At 61.4% G+C, this 22,829-nt stretch carries 20 protein-coding genes and 1 tRNA gene; 12 read left to right on the top strand and 9 right to left on the bottom strand.

Annotated features, from left to right (window positions below):
* Positions 1–337 precede the first annotated feature (337 nt).
* The 7 genes from ACR0DA_RS14030 to ACR0DA_RS14000 form a co-directional block, all read right to left on the bottom strand.
* Positions 338–1,621, bottom strand: coding sequence for a dynamin family protein (locus tag ACR0DA_RS14030; RefSeq protein ID WP_170441267.1), 1,284 nt, complete (start codon positions 1,619–1,621; stop codon positions 338–340).
* Complete coding sequence (locus ACR0DA_RS14025; RefSeq protein ID WP_170367236.1) at positions 1,618–3,660, bottom strand: dynamin family protein; 2,043 nt, start codon at positions 3,658–3,660, stop codon at positions 1,618–1,620. Before ACR0DA_RS14025 ends, ACR0DA_RS14030 begins: the two co-directional genes overlap by 4 nt.
* A 71-nt stretch (positions 3,661–3,731) precedes the next feature.
* A complete protein-coding gene (locus ACR0DA_RS14020) occupies positions 3,732–4,586 on the bottom strand; it encodes a hypothetical protein (RefSeq protein WP_254429388.1) in 855 nt (284 codons plus the stop codon).
* Between the two features lie 26 nt (positions 4,587–4,612).
* Positions 4,613–5,014: a hypothetical protein gene (locus ACR0DA_RS14015; protein ID WP_170365737.1), complete on the bottom strand. Its 402-nt coding sequence runs from the start codon at positions 5,012–5,014 to the stop codon at positions 4,613–4,615.
* Between the two features lie 126 nt (positions 5,015–5,140).
* Positions 5,141–6,859 carry a dynamin family protein gene (locus tag ACR0DA_RS14010; RefSeq protein ID WP_480754521.1) on the bottom strand — a complete coding sequence of 573 codons (1,719 nt, stop codon included), beginning with the start codon at positions 6,857–6,859 and terminating at the stop codon, positions 5,141–5,143.
* 7 nt (positions 6,860–6,866) lie between these two features.
* A complete protein-coding gene (locus ACR0DA_RS14005) occupies positions 6,867–8,879 on the bottom strand; it encodes a dynamin family protein (protein WP_170359567.1) in 2,013 nt (670 codons plus the stop codon).
* 2 nt (positions 8,880–8,881) lie between these two features.
* Positions 8,882–9,310 carry a hypothetical protein gene (locus ACR0DA_RS14000; RefSeq protein ID WP_480754519.1) on the bottom strand — a complete coding sequence of 143 codons (429 nt, stop codon included), beginning with the start codon at positions 9,308–9,310 and terminating at the stop codon, positions 8,882–8,884.
* 738 nt (positions 9,311–10,048) lie between these two features.
* Here ACR0DA_RS14000 and ACR0DA_RS13995 point away from each other — a divergent pair.
* A tRNA-Leu gene (locus tag ACR0DA_RS13995) sits at positions 10,049–10,133 on the top strand.
* A 44-nt stretch (positions 10,134–10,177) separates the two neighbouring features.
* Here ACR0DA_RS13995 and ACR0DA_RS13990 read toward each other — a convergent pair.
* Complete coding sequence (locus ACR0DA_RS13990; RefSeq protein ID WP_170371808.1) at positions 10,178–10,699, bottom strand: winged helix DNA-binding protein; 522 nt, start codon at positions 10,697–10,699, stop codon at positions 10,178–10,180.
* Between the two features lie 182 nt (positions 10,700–10,881).
* Here ACR0DA_RS13990 and ACR0DA_RS13985 point away from each other — a divergent pair, with 182 nt between their 5' ends.
* The 6 genes from ACR0DA_RS13985 (at position 10,882) to ACR0DA_RS13960 (ending at position 16,314) form a co-directional block, all read left to right on the top strand.
* Positions 10,882–11,853 carry a TRAP transporter substrate-binding protein gene (locus ACR0DA_RS13985; RefSeq protein WP_170371806.1) on the top strand — a complete coding sequence of 324 codons (972 nt, stop codon included), beginning with the start codon at positions 10,882–10,884 and terminating at the stop codon, positions 11,851–11,853.
* 64 nt (positions 11,854–11,917) lie between these two features.
* Positions 11,918–12,469: a TRAP transporter small permease gene (locus ACR0DA_RS13980; protein WP_342355384.1), complete on the top strand. Its 552-nt coding sequence runs from the start codon at positions 11,918–11,920 to the stop codon at positions 12,467–12,469.
* 9 nt (positions 12,470–12,478) lie between these two features.
* Positions 12,479–13,774, top strand: a complete 1,296-nt coding sequence (locus ACR0DA_RS13975) for a TRAP transporter large permease (RefSeq protein ID WP_480754517.1) — start codon at positions 12,479–12,481, stop codon at positions 13,772–13,774.
* A gap of 8 nt (positions 13,775–13,782) precedes the next feature.
* Positions 13,783–14,511: a 5-oxoprolinase subunit B family protein gene (locus ACR0DA_RS13970; protein ID WP_480754516.1), complete on the top strand. Its 729-nt coding sequence runs from the start codon at positions 13,783–13,785 to the stop codon at positions 14,509–14,511.
* The gene (locus ACR0DA_RS13965) at positions 14,508–15,524 is read left to right on the top strand and encodes a 5-oxoprolinase subunit C family protein (protein ID WP_480754514.1); all 1,017 of its coding nucleotides are present in this window, start codon (positions 14,508–14,510) and stop codon (positions 15,522–15,524) included. The genes ACR0DA_RS13970 and ACR0DA_RS13965 overlap by 4 nt, the downstream gene beginning before the upstream one ends.
* Before the next feature lie 16 nt (positions 15,525–15,540).
* Entirely contained in the window at positions 15,541–16,314 is a 774-nt protein-coding gene (locus ACR0DA_RS13960; protein ID WP_170341657.1) for a LamB/YcsF family protein, read from the top strand.
* Positions 16,315–16,336: 22 nt separating this feature from the next.
* On the opposite strand, the gene ACR0DA_RS13955 is transcribed toward ACR0DA_RS13960, so the two are convergent.
* A complete protein-coding gene (locus ACR0DA_RS13955) occupies positions 16,337–17,350 on the bottom strand; it encodes a LacI family DNA-binding transcriptional regulator (protein ID WP_170359559.1) in 1,014 nt (337 codons plus the stop codon).
* Between the two features lie 219 nt (positions 17,351–17,569).
* On the opposite strand from ACR0DA_RS13955, the gene ACR0DA_RS13950 reads away from it, so the two are divergent.
* The 5 genes from ACR0DA_RS13950 to ACR0DA_RS13930 all read left to right on the top strand — a co-directional run bounded on the left by ACR0DA_RS13950 (position 17,570) and on the right by ACR0DA_RS13930 (position 22,804).
* On the top strand, positions 17,570–18,877 hold the full coding sequence (locus tag ACR0DA_RS13950; protein WP_437342651.1) for an extracellular solute-binding protein: 1,308 nt from the start codon (positions 17,570–17,572) through the stop codon (positions 18,875–18,877).
* Positions 18,878–18,940: 63 nt separating this feature from the next.
* Positions 18,941–19,822, top strand: coding sequence for an ABC transporter permease subunit (locus tag ACR0DA_RS13945; protein ID WP_093963282.1), 882 nt, complete (start codon positions 18,941–18,943; stop codon positions 19,820–19,822).
* Between the two features lie 36 nt (positions 19,823–19,858).
* The gene (locus ACR0DA_RS13940) at positions 19,859–20,743 is read left to right on the top strand and encodes an ABC transporter permease subunit (RefSeq protein WP_170341801.1); all 885 of its coding nucleotides are present in this window, start codon (positions 19,859–19,861) and stop codon (positions 20,741–20,743) included.
* A 10-nt stretch (positions 20,744–20,753) separates the two neighbouring features.
* Entirely contained in the window at positions 20,754–21,794 is a 1,041-nt protein-coding gene (locus ACR0DA_RS13935; protein ID WP_170359557.1) for an ABC transporter ATP-binding protein, read from the top strand.
* Positions 21,794–22,804: an endonuclease/exonuclease/phosphatase family protein gene (locus ACR0DA_RS13930; RefSeq protein WP_170341799.1), complete on the top strand. Its 1,011-nt coding sequence runs from the start codon at positions 21,794–21,796 to the stop codon at positions 22,802–22,804. Before ACR0DA_RS13935 ends, ACR0DA_RS13930 begins: the two co-directional genes overlap by 1 nt.
* The last annotated feature ends 25 nt before the right edge of the window (positions 22,805–22,829 follow it).

Here is a 22,829-nt window from a genome sequence, read left to right as displayed (position 1 = left end):
TTCCCGCCCATCATTCCAAAAACTTGCGGCCAAAATAACCGGGCAATCAGCCCGCGAACACACAACCAACACAACCGCAGGACACTTGAGAACGGTTAGACGTTTCAAATTTGACTTTAATGGGGCCGCCTCGTGGCTTCACTAAGAACGGTTTCGGGTGCAGATCAATATATTGATGTAAGTGCTGATAGAGTACATATATGCAGTGTCTCCCGGCGAACAAAAAGGATTCAGTCCGGGCGCCAGACGACCCATGGTCCACGGATTCGAAACAATGGAATCATGATTCCAGTGTTAACGATTCGCCGCGCCGCGGCTCAATCTTTGCGGGAATGACTCAGGTTCCGGTCTTCGGAGGGGCCGAAGCGACCGTGCTGCCGGCCCACGCCAGGTTGTCGCTGAGCTGCGCCAGTATGCTGATCGCATCCTTGAGTGGCCCTTCGCCGCTCTCGAATTGAAGCAGCAGAAGCAGGTCGGTGGCCTTTTCGAACTCGCCCGGAATCCAGTCGGCTTCGGGATCGATCTCGGACCCGTTTTCCAGCCGTTCAGCAAAATCCTCGACAATTTCCTGACAGCTTTGCAGGAAGGCGGCCGGTTCGATGTCCGAACTGTCGCGCAGGTCTTCGTAAATGCTGGCGATCGCCGCCAGCCAGTCTTCGAGGATCGGGTTGTCCAGCGGCGGCAGCGCAGATTCCAGACTGGGCTGTACCGTTCTGGTGTCCGAGGCTGCGGCTTCGCCCGCGCCGGTCAATGTCTCCAAGAACGGCAGGAAGTCAGCGGCAAGGTCCTGCCGCGCGGCCTCCAGATCCGTTCGGCGGCGATGCGATGCAATTTCAAGCACCTTCTCCGCAAGGTTCTGGCCGCCGCAGGTTTCCCACAAGGCGAAGTCCGGTTCCGGCTCTTGCGCCATGGCGCGAACGGCAACTGGTGTCCCGATCGGTACGATCGCGCGGAACATGCCCGACTTCTCCTTCTCCAACCGCGACAGAACGCGATCGAGGGCGTCGCGGACAGGGGGCAGGTCCGTGTGAGTGACGGCTAGCAAGCTGTTGTCGCGCAGGTTTTGCGGGACTTGTGCCCACAAATGGCGCTCGGTCTCGCGCCAAGCGTTGGTTCCGTTCGTGCACCAGATGGCGCAATCGACGAATTTCAACAAATCAAGCGTTTGTTTGTAAGTGTCGTCCAGCGCACCGGAGCCGGGCAGGTCGAACAACGAGATTTCGCGCAGGGCAGGGGTGTTCAGCCCCACCGAGATAAAATCAGGATTGTCGGCCGCGGCCTTTTCCAGGGCGATGCCGGAATAAACCTTTGGCTCGCGGTCCCACCACCCAACGGTCGTTTCAGGCGTGTCCGCATAGGTGACAATCACCAGAGGCAATTTCAGATGTTGCGGACCCGTGGGCAGGATGTCAGCTCCGGCGAGCATGTTGGCAAGACTGGACTTCCCGGCGCCGAATTCCCCTGCAAAACCGATTGAGACCGCGTTTGACAACCGCTCGGCGTGGGACTGTGCCCGCGCGCGCATGCCGTCCAACTCGGGCGTGGACGGAAGGCGTTCGGTTGCGGTCAGAAAACGGTCAAGCTGACGCACTTCCGTCTCGGTTCCGGGAAATTCAATCACTCGGCGGCCTCCGCTTGTCGTTCGTCGCTGTGTTCAGCGCCAAAGGTCGATTGCAATTCGTCCGCGATCCGGCGTGCGCGGTCGAAATCGACCTGCGCCTGGGTGCGCTCACATGTCTCGCCCGTCGCGGTGCGGTTTTCAAGATGCCCGGCGAGCAGGGCCAGGAAATGGTCCAGAGCGGTGTTCAAGCGCTCCAGCAGGTTCTCGCGCGCGGTATCGATCAGGTCATCTCCAATCATCTCGAATTCCTGCACAATCATGCGCTCGGCGCGAGAGACGACGGATTTCCGCGAGATCAGACGCGACAACCAGTTCACCCGCAACTCGACCGTAATACCCCGGGTCAGAGCGGTGGTGTCTGGACGGAACCAGCGCACGGCACTGGTGTTCATACGGCTGTCGGTCGGCTCCTGCCAGCCCGGCAGGGACCGCAGAGACGCGTTGGCCTGCATGTCGATGGCATAGAGTTCGCTAAGCATCCGCTGGCGAATGACCTGAGTCGCACCCTGCACCAGTTCGCGCATGCGTTCGCGCAACGGTGTAAAGTTCAGTTCGGTTGCGCCACCTTTGGCAAGCAACGGGGATTGCCCGTCGGGTCCGCGCACAACCGATACGACGGCTTCGGCCACGGTGTCATCCATCACACCACGCAAGTTTGCCAGAACATCATCCATGTCGCGGGTGATTTCTGCGGTTTTGTCCGATACAAGCTTGCGCAACTCGGCGAGGGTCTTGTCATTCTCGCCAGCCGCATCGTCCGAAGGTTGGCCATCTTCTTCCAGCGCGCGGAGGCGGGCCTTGCTGCGTTCCAGCTCGCCCTGGGCAAAGCCGTTCAGATGTTGCCACGCCATACGCAGTTGTTCGTTGCGCGGGCCGTCAGTCAGCGCGGTGGTGACATGCCGGCGCAGATCGGGCAAGCCCGAGGCGATCATCGCGGCATACCGCAGAACCGCCTCGCGGCTGATGGGGCCGGGGCCGCGTTTGATCTCTTCGACGCCGGCAAGGTACTGCTTCATCTGTTCGGGATGCGCCCGCAGCCAGGCGAGGATGTGATCGTGGTTGACGCCGGTTTCGTCCCCGGTCAGTGCGTAATGCGCCCACTGAGCGCTGCCCATCAGAACGTCGATGCTGGACTTCCCCAGCGCCTTTTCCAACCCGTCCAAAACGTCGGCGCGTACTTTCGCCGCGTCTTCCGCACCGCCGCCCAATTCGTCGACCCGGTTGATGAAAACCACGATCTGACCCAGCTCAAGCGCCTGCATCAGCCGGAACAGTTTCAAATCGGCGCGCGACAGGGCCTGGTGCGCGGACAGAACCACGACGAAAAAGTCGGATTCCTTGAGGTACTGGCGCGAGATCTCTTCGCGGATCAACAGCGGATCATTGACGCCGGGCGTGTCGGTCACGGTCAGCGGGAACGGGAAGTGTCCAAGATCAAAATACACCTCGGCCTTGCGGGTGATGTCGCTGTACAAACCCCGGTCCGATCCCGGATCATGTTCGGCTTCGTCGGTCGGATCATCCCCGGCACAGACATAGCGGGCAAGGTCATCAGACGTCAGTTCTTCGAGGTCGTGATGCTGGCCCATCAGCTGTTCGAAACTGTCACCCAGGCGCAGACGAGCGCGGTTTTTCATCGCCTCGACCTGCTCCTCGATCATCTCGCGCTTATAGCTGTCCTCATCGTCGGGGAACATGTTGCGCAGTTCTTCGCCTTCGGCGATCAGCGCCTGCCATTGGCGGTTGTCGAAGAAATGGAATTCGGCCCCCGATGTGCGCCCGGAGGGATGTCCGAAATGCATGTCGGTGATCACGGTCGTCCACGGGTTCACGTCCGACGGCAGAAATTCTGCCTGTCCCGTAAAGCCGTTGATCAGGCGGGACTTTCCGGCCTTGATCTGCCCGACGAATGCAATCGACGGTTTCAGGCCGCTGAGATCGTCAACGATGCGAGAGATGAACTGACAGGTCTCGTCATTGCTCACCTCTTTCATTTCGCTGGCGATCCGGATCAATTCCCGGCGGTTGGTTTCACTCATAACACTACCCTAAAAACTGGTACCCAAGGTTTGCTTCAAACTTAACTTCAACTGTCGCGAAAGCGGTGCCATCAGACCGACTCCCGCAGAGATTTCCACAGGTTGACGACGGCACCCAGCTTGCGCGCGTCATGTACGGCGGCGGCTGTATTGCGACCATCCCGAACCAGAGCGACACCCGCGCCCTTGCCGCCTGACGGCCGCATGACGATCAGTTGCGGCTGCTCGAGCAGCCCGGCATTGTCGGCATCCCATCCCGCCAGATCCTGTGCGAACCGGGTCAACAGATCATCCGAAGGATGAAGAGGCTGTCCATCGGCGCACACGCCATCGAACTGGTGGGTCGCCCCCTCCGCACTTGTCAGCAGGCGTCCCATGGCGAACCGCTCGGCGCCGTCGAAGAAAGCCGCGGCTACGCTGGGTTCTTGCCCTTCAGCGCTGTCCTGCTCTTTCGTGTCCTCGACGGGATCCGGGACAACCGAAACCCGCGGCTCTGACGGTAGAACGATCTCGGCACAGGCTTTCTGCATTTCGCTGAACGTGATGCCGACGTCATCCGCCTCCAGCGGCCCGTCCGGTTTCAAAGACACAACTTCGATCGGTGGGGCAGTCGCGGCTAGGTCGGACACGAGCCGCGCCAGCTTTTTGATCAGCGCTTCGCGCGGTTCGGTTTCGAAATCCGGAAGGGCGCCGGTGCTTGCCGAATAAACATCCGTGATCCGTGAGCTGTTCACCTCGATCGCCAGGATCGTTCCGTTCTGGGCGTTGAACTCCAGGCGTCTTGGAAGAACCGTTCCCCGGATCAGGTTCAGTATGCTGGCCCGCCGGGCCTCGGCCGTGTCCCCGGTCAACCGAACGGCCGGCGACAAACGGGGCGTCGCAGACCGCCCGATGTTTTCGAGCATGTCGATTATGTCTGTCGCCATCATGCCGTGACCCCCTCTGGTCCCGTCTAAACTGCGGCCGCTACCGGCCCCAGGCTGAGATGTGATTTTGTAAGCGTCAGCCCGATATTCGCGCTGTCGCGGCAGATGTAGCAGACCACGTGTTCCGGATAGGCCCGGGTCCGCATGAAGATGTGCAGCCGGTCGTTCGAAAACACCGAGATTTCCCCAAATCCCGGGTTCTCCGGATCCTGTAGTCCGGCCGAGGCCAACAGCGCTTCGAATGCTTGAACGCCCCGACCCTGAAACAGATTTGCCACCGCAACGGCGAGGGTTTCCAAGGCTGCGCCATCCTCGGTGCCGGTTGCCGACATGCCCAGAAGCATGCCCGTTTCCATGTCGACATATCCCGCTGCGATGCAGTCGGGAATGGTCTCCATGGCGGTGGTCAATGCGGCGTCAATCGTCATCTAAAGCTCTGTTATCCCTTATTAAGCCCAAAGGCGCAGCGGTTCGAAACCGTCGCGCCGCTGAGTAGCATTGCCGTTCGGGACGGGAAACGGTTTATCGTTTCCCGCGTGTCCCTTGAGGCCCGGTTACAACACATGCCACTCCGCCCTGTCTTTCGGATTTGGCACCGGTTGAATCCTGTCCTGTTCGTCGCGCCCGGTGTGCTCGTGAGCGATCTTGTCGAACTCCTCAAGAAAGGCTTGGAACACGGCGTGCAGCCCGTCCACGTCTTGGGGAATATCTTCGCTGGCCGCGATTTCCCGCCACATCGCCGCCGCGCTAAGCGGAGCTCCTGCCGGCACGCTCAAAAGGTGTTCCAGCGAGGTTTCGCCTTCGCCGACCTGCTCACAAGGCACTTCGGGTTCCTGGTCTTCAGGGGTCTGGGCCGAAATCAAGCCGTTCGATTCCGGCTCAGGTTCATAGGTCGTGGCATCGTCACCCTGTTGCTGGGACAACAGCGAAGCAATGGACGAGACCGAGTCTTCGACACTGGGTGCCGGGGTCTCGTCTTGTTCGTCCGCTGCAGGCGCGGAGGTCTCGCCAACCAAACGTTCAGACAGCGTGGCCAGCAGGTCTTCGTCCTGGGCACCCTGATCGTTGGTCTGGTCATCGCTATCTGCGACCAGCATTTCGTCGTCCTCGAAATCGAGCCTATCGTCATCGACCTCGTCAAAGTCTTCGTCGTCCAGCTGAGTCACCGCAGTCGAAGTTGCCGCGACACTGAGCCGATCCTCCTCCTCGTCCCGGAACAAGGCCCGCAAATCGTCATCGGGCACCGGCGTCATTTCGGCGCGCAAGCGGTCGGCGTCATCCGGGTTGATCCGCTCGCGTTCGGTCGACTCGCCGCGGCGCTCCACCCGGGCCGGTCGAACCGGGAAGGTTGCGATCACATCGTCCGAGTTCCGGACCGCCTCGAATCCATCATCCTGATCCAGCGGGTTGGTCAACTTGAAAGGCGCGGGCTCTTCGGCTGCGGTCTGGCGATCGGATCGTTCGGGACGCACCGGTTGAACCGGGGGCGTGCCGGCGAGGCTCTTGTCGATCTGGTAGCGGGCAAGTTTTTCCGCACGGCTGTCCATGATCTGCTCGGTGATCTCAAGAAAGCTGTCGATCATCTTGCCGCCGCCGCTGCGCGACCACAGCTCGGCGTCGCCCGTTTTGTCACGCGCGATGATCGCGTCACGGGCGGAAAACAGGATTGTCCGATTGAACAGGTGCCCCGCTTCGCGGTTGATGCGGCGGAGCACTTTCTGGCGGTCTTTCAGATCCAGTGCGTCCGCGCGCGTGACCAACAGAAGCGAGTTGTGCTGAAGCCGTTCCGGCAACGAAACCCACGTGGCGCGTTCGGTCTCGCGCCAGGCCTGCGTCGAGTGCGTACACCATAGCACCCCGTTGGCTTGACCTACCGCACGGCGCCAGACATCGGCCTGAATTTTGGGGTCCGAAATGCCGGGCGTGTCGATCAGGTCGACGGCCTCGAGAATGTCCGCTTCAAGATAGATGCGGATGAACTGCGCGTCGTTGACGCCCACCTTGTCCAATTCGTCCAAACCAATTGGAGAAGTGTTCCCGTCATGGCGCTGGACGTAAGCCGGTTTGTTGCCCCAACTGAACCAGACCGGCGGCAGCTGGGTGGCCGTCACCTGCGTCGGTAGGGCCTGCTTGCGCAGCAGGAAATTCATGAGCGTGGACTTTCCGGCGCTGAACTCTCCCATCAGCGCAAAAACCGGTTTGCGGCGGGACCACTGCTCGATGCGTTCCCATGCCCGAGGAGAGACGAAGCGGATTTGTGAATCTTTTGCCATGGCTTTCTTACGCTGCTTCGTTGCTGAGGTCTTTGAGGATGTCGCCGAGGATTTCGTCACGTGACTTCTTCGGCTCGAGCCCGGCCATCAGGTCCGGGGCGGTCCCCGGTGCCTTTTCGGCGGATTGCGAGATGCTCAGAAGGGTTTCCTGCTGCTCGCGCATGAAATCCGACAGGACGGCCCGAACATTTTCCAGAACGGCTGCGATCTGGGTTTCTTCGAGATCCTTGGTGATCGAATTGGCTTCTGATGCGATCAGGCGGGTGTAGTCCGCCGCATAGGCTTCAAACCCTTTCCGGCGTTGCCACCAGCGACGCCACCATGTGCTTTGAAGGTCCAGCGCGATCGTTCTGCCAATGCCCAATGGCGGCGGTACGCGCGGCACAATGGGCGCCTCGATGCTGAATTCGCCCAAGTGGTTACCCAGAAGCTTCTGATACAGGGCCTCGACATCCGCTGCGGCTGCGGAATACAGCGCGCTGGCGTCCTTGCGCATTGCGCGGGCAAAGCTGAAATAGGCGGCCTTCTGAAGGGTACGAAGCCCGGCCGGGTCGTATTGCCAGGTGCCCTGTTCGCCGTTCTGCTCGAGATGCGCGATCAACGAGTCCGTTGCACGTTTGACGAAGTTTGCCTCGGCCGAAGCCAGACGTTCCAACACCTTGTCGCGCAGGGACGTCGTCAGGGCGGCAGCTTTCTTGTCATATTCGGCCGCGACGGTGGCGATCGCATCTTCGGGTGACACGCCGTCAAGATCGCGAACAACGCCGTCTCCGCCCGACAGGCTCTTTGCGACCGAGGTGGCGCGAATCTGACTTGCGATGTTGCGGGCGCGGTGACGGACACGGTCCAAAAGACGCGTTCCTGCGCCTTGGGCGATACGTTCGTTCATGGCCAACAGCAGGTCAGGCAGACCAGAAAGGGCCCAGATCTTGTCCAGCGATGCGGCCTGATCTCCAAAGCCGGCGGCCAGATAGAACGTGTTGAGGGCCTGGCGGGAATCGTCGGTGAGAATGTCCGGGTTGCCGGTCAGCGCGGCCTCGGCCCACAACGCACTGCCGAAAACAACGCTGGTGCTTGTGTCGATTCCGTTTTGCTTGAGTGTATCCTGAATTCGGTCGCGAATTTCGGGGACTTGCTTGACCGGGTCGGTCAGCTCGTCGATCCGGTTGACGAACAGGACGATCTGCCGGTTCTCGAACTGCGCGATGATCCGCATCAGCGCCATGTCCATAGTGGTCAGCGCCTGGCTTGCCGCCAGAACCACGACGCAGACCTCCGATCCGCGCAGGCTGCGCAGAGTGATCTGTTCGCGCACCATGAACGTGTCGTTGACGCCCGGCGTGTCGCACAATTTCAGCGCGATCGGGTACTGCGGAATGTCCATGTACAATTCCGCGGCTTTGGTCACGTCGGCGAACCGGCCCGTTTTCGGGTTGATGTCCGGATCGTCTTCGTCACCCAGGCAGACATAGCGCTGGATCAGCTCTTCGTCGAAGTAATCGTATTGGTGGCTTTGGCCTAGGATCAGGTCAAAATGCTTGCCAAGGCGTTCCTCGGACTTGGCCTTCATCTGCGCGATCTGACGGCGGATGTCCTCCATCTCGTCGTCGGCGCCTGCGCGATTGGCCAGTTCGCCCAAACGGCCACCGCCGACCATAAGATTGTCCCATTCTTCCTGCTCGAAGAAGGTGAACTTGGATCTGTATTCACCGGGCATGCGGGTGTTGATGTTCAGCGTGGTCACGACCGAGGTCCACGGGTTCACATCCGACGGCAGCAGACCGGGCCGACCGGCCAGAATGTTGACGATCGAAGATTTGCCCGCCTTCACCTGGCCGACGAAAGTGACGCTGGCGGTGAAGTTTTCCATACGGGTCTTGAGCGTGGCCAGCCGCGCAGTCGAGCGCGCATCCGCCACCTCTGTCAGTTGGTCGATCTGTGTCGTCAGTGCGGACATGGCTTCCGACATCGGCGCCAATGCCTCGTTTCCTACAGACAAAAGGTGGTCGTTGCGGGCCATGTTCAGCCTCCGGTTCCGGTTGCAGCGATTTGGGTATGCCCGGATTCCGTCAAACTGGCAGGCGCCATGCCTGAAAAGCTGTCGATCCGGGCGATCAGTTCGAGAGCGTTGCCCAGCATCTCGGCCTCGGTTCCGGGCGAGATGGTATCGAAGGCCCGCGAATCCGCCAGCACTTCGATCGAGCTGAACCGCGTTCCATTATCCAGGCGTGCGACCCGGCGTCCGGTTGGAAACCCATTGGATTTGGCCGATGGAAGGGGCATCCGCGCATTAGCCAACAGGTATTCGTTGCCCTCATGCGTCTTCAGGGCGATGCCGAAACCCGTGTTCGGGAATTGCTGGTTGAGGTTTTTGAGCTCGCCGACAAAGCTTTCTCTTGCAAGAAAGACGACGTCTTGCTCGGTGGCAGCGGAGTTGATCTGTTTGGTCACGACTGAGACCCTTGTACTGGAGTTGAGCAAAAAACTCGTATGGTGCCGAAAAGGCGAAAAAGACTCATTAACTCCTTGGTAGACAGAATTACCTTCATCACGGTGTTATTTTGACGTGATTGAGATATTTTGGCGTTTGAAATGTGGCGCAATTATGGTGACCGTTGCATGACAATGCCGCAACTTCAGGGTGTATTAGTCAAAATAGGCACGACCGCAGGGTTTGGATCCGGGGTGTTTTTTGGCGTGCGATTGGGTTAGGCGTGATAGTCTCGACCGTTGGTTAGACTTCTGTAAAACAATCGGAAAAAATGGAATCAGATCGGAGTTTGAGTGCGCGTCTCGTCAGAAGGCGGAGGGACCGCATTGTTGTGGGTTCAGTGTGGGGTTGATGAGGTTGGTCGAGACGTCCCCATCCGGCCCACAACGTCAGCGAGAATTTAGCAATTTTCGAAAATTTGGGAATGTGTCCAAAAACAGAACAATTATGGCGTTTTGTTTCGCTCCGAAAACGACGGGTTTCAGCGTTAAGAATTCCATTTAGCGATAAAAATAAACTGGCAAGACGGATGCCGCACATTCTGGCGCCGTTGCGCGGGTCGATCTCTCCCTTGCCTAGGTCATTTCCATTGTTTCCGAACGGGGGTCAATATTCCGCCGCAGACGGAAAGATTTCCTCTCGCGCTTGTCCAAAAGGTTTGTTATCAGCCCTTCCATCCGGCGCGTCGGCGCCGTGTTGCGGGTGTGGCGAAATTGGTAGACGCACCAGATTTAGGTTCTGGCGCCGCAAGGCGTGGGGGTTCAAGTCCCTCCACCCGCACCATTTTCTTTCTTACCGATCATGCTGCGTGGGCGGATGCTGAGGCGCTACAAAGACGCCGCCGCGCGGCTGGCCTGGTCATAGTGGCCGGACAGGGCCCGCAGGTCGCGGGCCAGGTCCCTCAGATCCGGGCCCGACAGGTCTGTGGCTGACAGCCCCTCCAACAGGCATTGCTGGCGAACTTTCCGGTAGGCGTCGCATAGCTCTACGCCCTCGGGCGAGGTGCGGTAGAACACCTCTTTGCCACGCTTCTCCGACGTCAGCAGCCCGGCCTTTAGCAGTTTCCGCAGGGCGTAGTTCACGGTGTGGCTGTCCTCGATGTTCAGAAGAAAGCAGATGTCGGTCAGACGCTTGTCGCGTCCGCGGTGATTGACATTGTGCAGGATCAGGATGTCGAGCGGTCCCAGATCGGCCTGCCCGGCTGCGGCCATACAGCGGGTCATCCAGCGTGAGAACGCATTGTAGACAATGATCAGGCCGAATTCGAGTTCGGAAAGTTCCCAACCTTCGCCCTCGGCCAGGTGGCGAGAGGAAACGATGCGGCGTGTGTCGGGGGAAGAATCGATCATATTGCGGCCTTTTGATCTGCAAAACGCTGAGAAATTATCAGTGTTTTGGCATGAAGCGCGTGTGTTTTCAACGTGCTGACCTTTGGACTCTGCAGTGTTGTGGTTAAAACGATAACAAAACGTTGACAAATCGCTAACGTTGAGTCAGCTTCTGCGCCAGTACTCAAGCAGGGAGAGCCAAAATGAAACTGATGAAGATTGCCGGTGGCGCGGTTGCCGCGCTGGCCGGGTTGGCCATGCAGGTGCAGGCCGAGACCTGGGACATGCCGACGCCCTATCCGGACGCCACCTTCCATACCGTGAACATCCACGACTTCGCCAAGGACGTGACCGCGGCCACCGACGGCGCCCTTGAAATCAAGGTCCATTCCGCAGGTTCGCTGTTCAAGCACCCCGAGATCAGCAAGGCAGTCCGCAGCGGCCAGGTGCCCGTGGGAGAGTTTTTCCTGTCGTTGCTGGCCAACGACAACCCGGCCTTCGGCGCGGACTCGCTGCCGTTCCTGGCCACCAACTATGACGACGCCCAAAAGCTGTGGGCGGCACAGAAAGACGTGATAAACGCTTTGCTGGACGAGCAAGGCATGATGGTGCTGTACGCCGTGCCGTGGCCGCCGCAGGGCCTGTACACGACCAAGGAAATCAACAGCGTGGATGACCTGGCGGGCCTGAAGTTCCGCACCTACAATGCCACGCTGGAAGAATTCGCCAACCTGGCGGGCGCCGCGCCCACGCAGGTCGAGGTTCCGGACATTCCGCAGGCCTTCAGCACCGGCCGGGTCGAAGCTATGATCACCTCGCCCTCGACCGGGGTGAACTCGAAGGCGTGGGACTTCCTGACCCACTACACCGACATCCAGGCGTGGATTCCCAAAAACGTCGTCGTGGTGAACAAGCGTGCTTTCCGCCGTCTGGATGACGCGACCCAGGCCGCCGTGTTGGAGGCCGCCGCCGCCGCCGAAGCCCGCGGCTGGGAAATGAGCCAGGCCGAGACCGCCAAGCAGACCGCGGTTCTGCAGGAAAACGGCATCACCGTAGTGCAGCCGTCCGAAGAACTGATGGCTGGCCTGCGCGCGATCGGTGCGCAGATGCTCGAGAACTGGACCGCCGAGGCCGGTGACTCGGGCGCTGCGTTGCTGCAGGCCTATCAGCAGTAAACGATCCGATCCGGCCGGGTGCGACACGTCCGGCCGGGTTTGACAAAAAGGGGAGGGGATGGCGATGCTGCGGCGCAGTCTTGATTTCATCTATCGTGCGGCCGGTGGATTGGCGGCGCTGTTCATTCTGGCCATCGTCGTGCTGGTCTTTGCGCAGGTTGGGTTGAACCTGGCCGACAAGATCTGGGCCGCGTTGACCGGGCAGGGCGTGGGCCTGACCATCCCGTCCTATGCCGATTTCACCGGATTCTTTCTGGCCGCATCCAGCTTTCTGGCGCTGGCCTATGCGCTGCGCGCCGGCGGGCATATCCGGGTGACGCTTCTGATCGGGCGAATGCCCAAGGGACCGCGCCGCCTGACCGAGATCTGCGTGGTCACGATTGCCCTGGCCATGAGTGCCTATGCCACCTGGTATCTGGGCCTGCTGGTTCTGGAGTCGCTGGAATATGGCGACCGCAGCCCGGGCATGGTCTCGGTGCCGTTGTGGATCGTGCAGATGCCGGTCCTGCTGGGGCTGGCCATCCTGACTCTTGCCCTGTTCGACGAACTTGTCGGCCTGCTGGCGGGCCGCGCGCCCAGCTGGGACGGCAAGGGCGAAAACCTTCTGAGCGAATAGGGTCAGCAGATGTCGATTGCCACGCTTTCCATCATTCTTCTTGTTCTGCTGTTCGCCTTTCTGGGGTCGGGGCTGTGGGTGGCGTTTTCGCTGCTGGGGGTCGGGATCGCGGCGATGGCGCTGTTCTCAGATGCGCCGCTGGGGCTGGTTATGGCCACCACCTTGTGGGGGCACAGCAATTCCTGGGCGTTGGCGGCACTGCCGTTGTTCATCTGGATGGGCGAGATCCTGTTCCGCTCGCGCCTGTCCGAAGACATGTTCACCGGCCTGTCGCCCTGGATGAACCGGCTGCCGGGGCAGTTGCTGCATGTGAACGTCTTTGCCTGCGGGATCTTTGCGGCTGTGTCGGGGTCGTCTGCGGCCACCGCGGCCACGATCGGCAAGCTGTCGATTCCGGAACTCTCGCGCCGCGGCTATCCCGAGAAGATGATCATCGGTACGCTGGCCGGCTCGGCCACGCTGGGCCTGCTGATCCCGCCGTCGATCATCCTGATCGTCTATGGCGTGGCGACCGAGCAATCCATCGCCCGTCTGTTCGTGGCCGGAGTTCTGCCGGGACTGCTGCTGGTGGGGCTGTTCGTGGGCTATGTCGCAATCTGGGCGCTGATCAACCGCGCCAACCTGCCCACCGAGGACATCCAGGCGAGTTTCGCGGAAAAACTGCGTCGCTCGCGCCGACTGGTGCCGGTGATCCTGCTGATCGTCGGTGTGATCGGCTCGATCTATGCCGGGATCGCCTCGCCCACCGATGCGGCCGCCGTAGGCGTGGTGCTGGCGCTGCTGCTGTCCTGGCGCGAGGGCACGTTGACCCGGGCCAGTTTCGTCGACGGGCTGATGGGGGCCACGGTGACCTCTTGCATGATCGCCTTCATTTTGGCGGGGGCCTCGTTCCTGACCGTGGCGATGGGCTTCACCGGCATTCCGCGTGTTCTGGCGGAATGGATCGGGTCGCTGGGCCTGTCCACCTTCACGCTGCTGGCGGCGCTGACCGTGTTCTTCGTGATCATGGGATGCTTTCTGGACGGGATCTCGGTCGTGGTGCTGACGGCTTCGGTCATCATGCCGATGGTGATGCAGGCGGGGATCGACCCGCTGTGGTTCGGCATCTTCCTGGTGATCGTGGTCGAGATGTCGCAGATCACCCCGCCGGTCGGCTTCAACCTGTTCGTGCTGCAATCGCTGACCGGGCGCGACATCCTGCGGGTGGCCCATGCGGCGCTGCCGTTTTTCTTCCTGATGATCGTGGCGCTGGCGATCATCGTGGTGTTCCCCGGCATCGTGACCTTTCTGCCGAACCAGATGTGACAGGGGCGATGCAGGATTTTCCGATCATACGAACCGCCGGGGTGGACGCGCTGTTGATCAGCTTTACCGCCGCTCTCAGCGAACCGGCCAACCGCGCTGCGCTGGCCTTTCGCGCCGCGCTCGAGGCGGAGGGCTGGGCAGGGGTCGAGGAAACCTCGTCCTCGCTGGTGTCGGCCTTCGTCCGGTTCGATCCGCTGCGCCTGACGCATGCCGCGCTGCGACAGCAGGTGCAGGCGCTGCTGGACCAGCGAGACTGGTACGCGGCCGACCTGCCGGGCGGGCGCAGGTTCTGGCGGGTGCCCACCGTCTTCGGCACGGATCTGGCGCCGCAGCTGGGGCAGGCGGCGCAGGCGGCGGGCCTGTCCGAGGCCGAGGCGGTCCGGTCGCTGTCCGAGGCGCGGGTACGGGTGCAGACCATCGGCTTTGCTCCCGGTCAGCCATATCTGGGTGAGTTGCCGCCCGCCTGGGACATCCCCCGGCAAAAGGAGTTGACCCCGCGCGTACCCGAAGGCGCGCTGGTGGTGGCGCTGCGGCAGCTTGTGCTGTTCTCGGTCACCACGCCGACCGGATGGCAACATGTGGGCCAGACCGCCATCCGTTTGTTCCAGCCTGATATGCCCCAACCCTTCCTGCTGCGCCCCGGGGATGAGGTGCAGTTCACCCCCACCGACCCGGAAACGCTGGCGCGGATGCGCAGCGATCCGCGCGGCGGCGCCAGTTGCGAGCCGTTGGCATGAGCGCGCATCTGACCATATTGCGCGCGGGGCCCGGCCTGACGGTGCAGGACATGGGGCGGCCCGGGTATCTGGACATGGGCCTGTCGCGCGGTGGCGCTGTGGACCGGCTTGCATTGGCCGAGGGCGCGGCGTTGCTGGGACAGGCCGACAGTCTTGCCGCCGTGGAAATGGCTGGCATGGGCGGCGAATTCCAGGCCGATCAGGATCTGCGCATCGCCTTGACTGGCGCGCGGATGCGGGCGCAGATCGATGGCGCGACCGCGGTCTGGAACGCCTCGCACCTGCTGCCTGCGGGTGCCCGGCTAAGCATCGGGCCGGCAGTTGCGGGCAGCTATGGGTATCTCAGCATCGGCGGCGGGATGCTGGGCGATCCGGTTCTTGGCGCCTGTTCGGCGCATCTGACGGCGGGGATCGGAGCCGTGCTAAAGGCGGGGGACCGCCTGGCGATTGGCCTGGACGCGGGCGGTGCAACCGGCATGACCTTTGACCCCGAGGACCGGTTCTCGGGCGGGGAAATCCGCATCGTGGCCAGTTTCCAGACCGACCTGTTCGCCGGCGACGTTCTGGAGCGGCTGCAAACCACTACGTTCCGCCGGGACGCGCGCGCCAACCGCATGGGCGTGCGGCTGGAAAGCGACGGACCGGGCTTTCATGTCTCGGGCGGGCGCAGCGTGCTGTCGGAAACCATCGTTCCGGGTGACATCCAGGTCACCGGCGACGGCACGCCCTTCGTGCTGTTGGCCGAGTGCCAGACCACCGGCGGTTATCCCCGCATTGGCACCGTTCTGCCCTGCGACCTGCCCAAGGTGGCGCAGGCCCCGGCCGGGGCCGACCTGCGGTTCCGCTTCGTGCCGCTGGACGAGGCGGTGGCCGCCGAGCGCGCCGCCGCCCAGGCTCGCGCCGCGCTGCCCCGGGCGCTGCGCCCGCTGATCCGCGATCCGCGCAGCATGTCCGACCTGCTATCCTATCAACTGATCAGCGGCGCCATCGCCCGCGAAGAGGACGTTTTGTAGAAAAGGAGCCTGTGCCATGGCACATCAAGTCGATCTGAACGCCGATATGGGCGAAAGCTTTGGTCCCTGGAAAATGGGCGATGACGCGGCGCTACTGAAGATCGTGACGTCGGCCAACGTGGCCTGCGGGTTTCATGCGGGCGACTGGGACGTGATGGCCACGACGATGGCGCAGGCGGTCGAAAACGGCGTGGGCATCGGCGCGCATCCCGGCTTTGCCGATCTGCACGGCTTTGGGCGTCAGCGGATGCACTATCCCCTGCCGTCGCTGCAGAACCTGATCCGCTATCAGGTCGGCGCGGCGCAGGCGATGGCGCGGGCGGCCGGCGGACAGGTGCGCCATCTGAAATTGCACGGCGCGCTGGCCAACATGGCGTCCGAGGATCAGGCGATGGCACGTGCCTGCTACGAGGCGGCGCTGTCGGTGGCTCCGGATCTGATCATCATGGTTCTGGCCGGAACCGCCCAGCAGCGCGCCGCGCGAGACCTGGGCTGTCCGGTGGCCTGCGAGATCTTTGCCGATCGCGCCTACAACGATGACGCCACTCTGGTCGACCGCAGCCTGCCCGGCGCGGTGATCCACGACCCCGACCGTGCCGCCGCGCGCATGGTCGAGATGGTCAAGGCCGGGGCGATCATCACCGAAAGCGGCAAGCATATCCCGACCCGCATCGACACGATCTGCCTGCATGGAGACACGCCCACGGCGGTGTCGATTGCGGCCGGTGTCCGCCATGCCCTGCAGAAGAGCGGGGTTGAGCTCAAGCAGTTCGCCGGTGGCCCTGCCTAGGCTTCTCGATCGACGCGGCTGTTCAATGCGTCTCGCGTTCGATGACGCTGGGGTCCAAAAAGATACTCTCTTCGGGACGTCCGGGATCGACGAGCCTACGCTCCAGCAACGCGATGATCGCGTCAACGGCGGCGTCGATGGGGTTCCGGACTGTCGTCAGGCGGAATGTCGGCCATTTCGCCATGGCGATGTCGTCGAAACCAACAATCGCCAAATCGCCGGGTACGTTCAGAGACAGATCGCGCGCAGCCGATAGCGCCCCGATCGCCGTGGCGTCATTGGCGCAGACAAGCGCATCCAGAGAGGCGCGGGACAACAGACTGCGCGCGGCGCCGTATCCGCTGTCGACCGAGTAATCAGTCGGGTGTTCGGCCACGAGGTCAAGCCCCGCCCGATCCAGCGCCTGGAGGACCCCGGCGCGTCGCCGTGAAGACGAATAGAACTCCTCGGGTCCGCTGAGAAACCCGAACCGGCGCCGCCCCCGGCTGATCAGCAAGTCGGTGATCATGGTCATGCCATCGGCATTGCGGCAGCAGACATTGTCGACACGGGGCCCTTGAACGGGACGGCCTGACGAGATCATCGGGATGCCGAACCGCGCACATCTGTCGACGATCTCTTCGGACATGCTGCCGCCGCGCAGAATCAATGCGTCCAACGGATAGCGCAGCAGCTCTCGCAGCGCCTGATCCGTGTTGGCGCCGGTTCGGTCGATCAGAATGGGCCATTTCTTCAACCCGCTCAGGGCCTGGGCCAGTTCACCTACAAAGGCCGAGTCGTAGGGGCTGCGCATGTTGCCGACGAAGACGGCGACCAAATTTGATTGCCCGGCCTTGAGGCCAGCGGCCAGGGCATTCGGCTGATACCCGGTATCGGCTGCGATCTTGAGGATCCGTCTACGCTTCTCGGAATCGACATAGGCACCGGGCGTGAAAGCGCGCGAAACAGCTGAACGCGAGACGCCCGCAAGGTCCGCAACGGTCTGGGCCGTTGCGCGCCGCGGGCGTTTTGCGTCCTTGTTTCTCTCGCTACACATGCGTTTCGCGTTCCGCCTGTTCAGAGGGTTTCAACATTCTTGCAATGAATCGAATCTTTCATCAAACTGTCACGGTTGGAAGCTAGTGAACACGTGTGCACATTTTGCGAAAGGTGTCAGCCTTTTTCTGGATGTGAAATATGTCATCGGGGAAAATACCCCATAGTTTCCAGGGCTTTGGCCCGCCCGTAGGGGCGCAACATGAATCGGAGGAACTACATGATAAACGTCAAAACAGGTGCTGCTGCTGCCGCGTTCGCGATGATGGCGAATACGGTCTCGGCCGAAGTCGAGATTACGTGGTGGCACGCCATGGGAGGAGCCCTGGGTGACACCGTCAACCAGATTGCCGAGGATTTCAACGCGTCCCAGGACGACTACAAGATCACGCCGGTTTTCAAGGGCACGTATGAAGAGACCCTGACCGCCGGCATCGCCGCATTCCGTGCGGGTGAACAGCCCAACGTCCTGCAGGTATTCGACGCGGGCGCCGCCACCGTGATTGGCGCAAAGGGTGCGACCGTTCCGGTTCAGGACCTGCTGGAGCAGAACGGCGTTGCGTTCGACATCGAGGACTATATCTCGGGCGTTCGCTACTTCTATGCCGACAGCGACGGCAAGATGATCGGGATGCCGTTCAACTCGTCCTCGCCCATCATGTATTACAACGTCGATGCGCTGGAAAAAGCGGGTGTGACGCCGCCGAAAACCTGGGAAGAGTTCCAGACCGTGACGGCGCCGGCGCTGAAAGAGGCCGGTTATATCGGCCTGTCGCAGTCGCATCTGCCCTGGATCTTCACCGAGAACTTCCATTCGCGCCACGACCTGCCGTTTGCCACCAACGACAACGGCTATGAAGGCGCTGACGGCACCAAGATTCTTGTCAACAACGACGCGATCAAGGCACACTTCACCGCCGTCAAAGACTGGAAGGACAACGGGTTCTTCGAATGGTACGGCACCGGCTGGAGCGACAACCAGACTCCGTTCGAAGAAGGCAAGGTTGCCATCTGGCTGGGCTCGTCCGGTTCGTTCGGCGGCCTGTCCAAGAAGGACCTGCCGTTCGAGTTTTCGGCCACCTTCCTGCCCTATTGGGAAGCTGTGACCAAAGAACCCAAGCAGACCTTCATCGGTGGCGCGGCCCTGTTCGCGATGGCCGGCAAGAGCGACGAGGAAAACAAGGCCACCGCGGCATTCTTCGAGTTCCTGACCAAGCCCGAAACCCAGTACATGTGGCACCGCGAGACCGGCTATGTTCCGATCACCACCGCCGCCTATGAAATGGCGAAGGGCGATGGTCACTATGACCGTGCTCCGGCGGCCGAAGTCGGCATCAAGCAGCTGTCGCTGCCTGCTGGTGAAAACACCAAGGGCTATCGCATGGGCTTCTACGTCCAGATCCGCGACGTGATGAACCGCGAATATGGCCGGATCCTGACGGGTGAAACCTCGGTCGAGGACGCCTTCAAGGCAATCGAGGACGAAGCCAACGGTCTGCTCGAGCGTTTCGCAAAGACCCAGAGCTGATCCCACTCGCCAAGAAACGGGCGGTCGCAGAAGTGCGACCGTCCTCCCTTTTCCGGAGTTTTCATGAAACGCGCTGGTTTTTCCACTCGCTGGCTGCCGGTTCTTCTGCTGTTGCCGCAGCTGTTGATCATCGCGGTCTTTTTCTACTGGCCTGCCGCTCACGCGGTGCAGTCTTCGTTCTTCCTTCAGGATCCGTTCGGGTTTGGGTCGACCTTCGTCGGGCTGGACAACTACAGCGACCTTGCCGGGAATTCCGAGTATCTCAGCATTGCCTGGTTCACGGTGATCTTCACCGTTCTGGTCACGTTCTTTTCGCTGTCGATCGCGTTGTTGCTGGCCGTGAAGGCCGACAATGTGCTGCGCGGCGCCAAGACCTATCGCACGCTGCTGATGTGGGTTTACGCCGTGGCGCCGCCGGTGGCGGGGTTCATCGGCCTGATCCTGTTCAACCAGAGCTGGGGGCCATTGACCGAACTGGCGCGCTCGATCGGGTGGGATTTCAAACTGGGCGTGAATTTCAATGACACCGCCACCGCGATGGTTATCGTTTCGGTCTGGAAACAGGTTCCGGTGAATTTCATCTTCTTTCTGTCTGGCCTGCAATCGATCCCGCGATCGGTGCGTGAGGCGGCTTTGATCGACAACCGCTCATCCACGGGCCGGTTCTGGGACGTGACTTTCCCCCTGCTGGCGCCGACCGGGTTTTTCCTGCTGATCATCAATATCACCTACGCATTGTTTGATACTTTCGGTGTGATCGACACGATGGTGAAGGGTGAGCCGGGCAACAACCCGATGACGTTGGTCTACAAGGTCTATGTGGACGGCTTCCGCGGCAACGACCTGGGTGGCAGCTCGGCGCAGTCGGTCGTTCTGATGGTGCTGGTTCTGGCCCTGACGGTGTTCCAGTTCCGGCTGGTCGAACGCCGCATCCACTACACGTAAGGAGGGCAGACAATGACCGAAGCACATACCCCTGCGATGGCGTCCGCCACTTCACCCACCCAAACGCGAAAGCGCGGCATCCGACTGTCCACGATCCTGGATCACACGATCCTGATCGTCGGATCGTTGTTCATGATGCTGCCGCTGCTGATGATCTTCCAGATGACGACCGTTCCGGATGTCGAGGTGATCAAGACCGGACCCAGCCTGACGATCGGGGACGAACTTGGCCCCAACTTCCAGAAGGCAATGTTCGAGGCCTCGGGCTTTTCCGGCCAGAACACGGGCATGAACATGCTCAAGAACTCGTTCATCCTGGGCATCGGTTTTGCCCTCGGAAAGATCATCATCGGCATGATGGCGGCCTATGCGATCGTCTATTTCCGGCTGCGCTTTGCCACGCTGGCTTTCTGGGTGATCTTCACCACGTTGTTGCTGCCGCTCGAGGTGCGCATTCTGCCCTCGTACGAAGTGGTGCAGAAACTGGGGATGCTGAACACCTATCAGGGCCTCATCATCCCGCTGATCGCCTCGGCCACCGCCACGTTCTTCTTCCGGCAGTTCTTCCGCTCGGTTCCCGAAGAGCTGGTCGAGGCCGCGCGGATCGACGGCGCCGGCCCGGTGAAATTCTTCATCGACATCCTGGTGCCGCTGTCGCGTACGATGATTGCGGCGATGTTCATCATCATGTTCGTGTTCGGGTGGAACCAGTATCTGTGGCCCACCATGATCACCACCGAAGAGGACATGTTCACCCTGGTGCGCGGGATCAAGCAGATCACGCAGGTGCTGGAGGGCAACCGCATTCCCGAATACGGCCGGGCCAACCTGCTGGCGATCATCGCCATCATTCCCCCGGTCATGGTCGTCATCTTTTTCCAAAGCTGGTTCGTCAAGGGCCTGACGGAATCCGACAAGTAAGGCAGAATCAATGGCTCAGGTATCCCTGAAGAACATCCGAAAAATCTATCCCAACGGCGCCGAGGCGCTGACCCCGTCCAGTTTCGACATCGGTGATGGCGAATTCGTGGTTCTTGTCGGCCCGTCGGGCTGCGGCAAGTCCACTCTGCTGCGCATGGTGGCCGGCCTGGAAGAAATCACCGAAGGCGAACTGACGATCAATGGCCGCGTCATGAATGACGTTGACCCGGCCGATCGCGACATCGCCATGGTGTTCCAGAACTATGCGCTGTACCCGCATATGACCGTGCGCAAGAACATCGCCTATGGTCTGAAGAATCGAAAGACGCCCAAGGACGAAATCGACCGCAAGGTGGCCGAAGCCGCTTCGATGCTGAACCTGAACGAGTTTCTGGATCGAAAGCCCTCGCAACTGTCGGGCGGTCAACGCCAGCGGGTTGCCATGGGACGGGCCATCGTGCGTGATCCGGCGCTGTTCCTGTTCGACGAACCGCTGTCGAACCTCGATGCCAAGCTGCGCAACCAGATGCGGATCGAGATCAAGGCGTTGCAGCGGCGTCTGGGCGTGACCTCGATCTACGTCACCCATGACCAGGTCGAGGCGATGACCATGGCTGACCGCATCATTGTGATGAACGCGGGCCGGATCGAACAGATCGGCACCCCGGCCGAGATCTATCACCGCCCGGCCTCGACCTTCGTGGCCAGCTTCATGGGTGCTCCGCCGATGAATCTGATCGGCGCACGTCTGGAGGGCGGCCGCGTGATGATCAACGGCGACACGGTGCTTGCCACGGCCGAAGGGTCCGGCGCGGTGACTGTAGGTGTGCGGCCCGAAGATGTACTGATCGGGGCGGAGGGCTCGATCGCCTTTCACGTCGACATCATCGAAGAGCTTGGCGCGCACCGCCTGTTGCACGGGCGTCTGGCGGATCAGGAGTTCACGATCCACGTGGGCAAGGATGTCGAAGCCGCGCCCGGAGAAACGCGGATCTCACTCAAGCCCGACGCGATCAGCCTGTTCCACCCGGAAACCGGAAAAGCCCTGTGATCACGAACATCGTGTCGTCTTTGCCACCGGTCTCGGATGATGTCCGAGACCGCATATTGGCGGCGCCGCGAACGGCCGAGGCGCACCGCGCCCTGATGGCGCAGACACCGGCGATGAACGCGGTGCAACTGGGCGGAAACGCAACCCGGGACGTTCTGGGTGCACGTTTCTCGGCTGCGGCGTGGAATGTGGAACGCTGCCTGTTCCCCGAAGAAAGCGCAGCCCACCTGGCGGCTGTGACCCCGGACATCGTTCTGCTGTCCGAGGTGGACCACGGTATGTCCCGTACCGGTCAACGTCACACGACGGCAGAAATGGCCGACAAGCTGGGTATGGCCTACGCCTTTGGGGTCGAGTTCCACGAACTGGATCTGGGCGGTCCGACCGAGCGGGCCTTTTGCAAGGATGATTTCAACACCCTCGGGTGGCATGGGAACGCGATTCTGTCCTCGGTTCCGTTCAAACGCGTGGCCATGATCCGTCTTGACGACCATGGCCACTGGTTTGCGGCCGAGTCCGGGGCGTCGGATCCGCAACAACCGCGGCTGGGTGGCCGAATGGCGATTGCTGCAGAAGTCGCGACCGAGAACGGGCCTGTATGCGTGGTCTCCACCCATCTGGAAAGCAATGCTGCGGCGGCGCATCGCCATACGCAGTTTCAGCTTCTGCTGGATGCGCTCGATGAGTTTGCGCCCGGGATGCCGGTGCTGATCGGTGGCGATCTGAATACCGGCAACCACCTGCCACCGGATTTCGACTGGCGCCGGGAAACCCTGTTTGCTCTGGCCGAGCAGCGCGGATTTTCCTGGGAGTTCACGACCGAAGGCCACACTACCCGGCCCAGCCTGATCACGCCGCACCCGGACCGGGTGATGAAGCTGGACTGGTTCGCCGGCAAGGGGCTGATCTGCCGCGACCGGGGTCTGCTGTCGTCGCTGACCGCCGACGCCAAGCCGCTCTCGGATCATGACTGCGTCTGGTGCGCGGTTGAGGTGCCTGACGCCGGGTGACTCCGGCCTGTCCGCGATATTTGGT

The organism is Ruegeria sp. CI8 (assembly GCF_056536865.1).
Note: the sequence above shows the minus strand (reverse complement) of the source record. Positions and strands in the feature narration are given on the sequence as shown.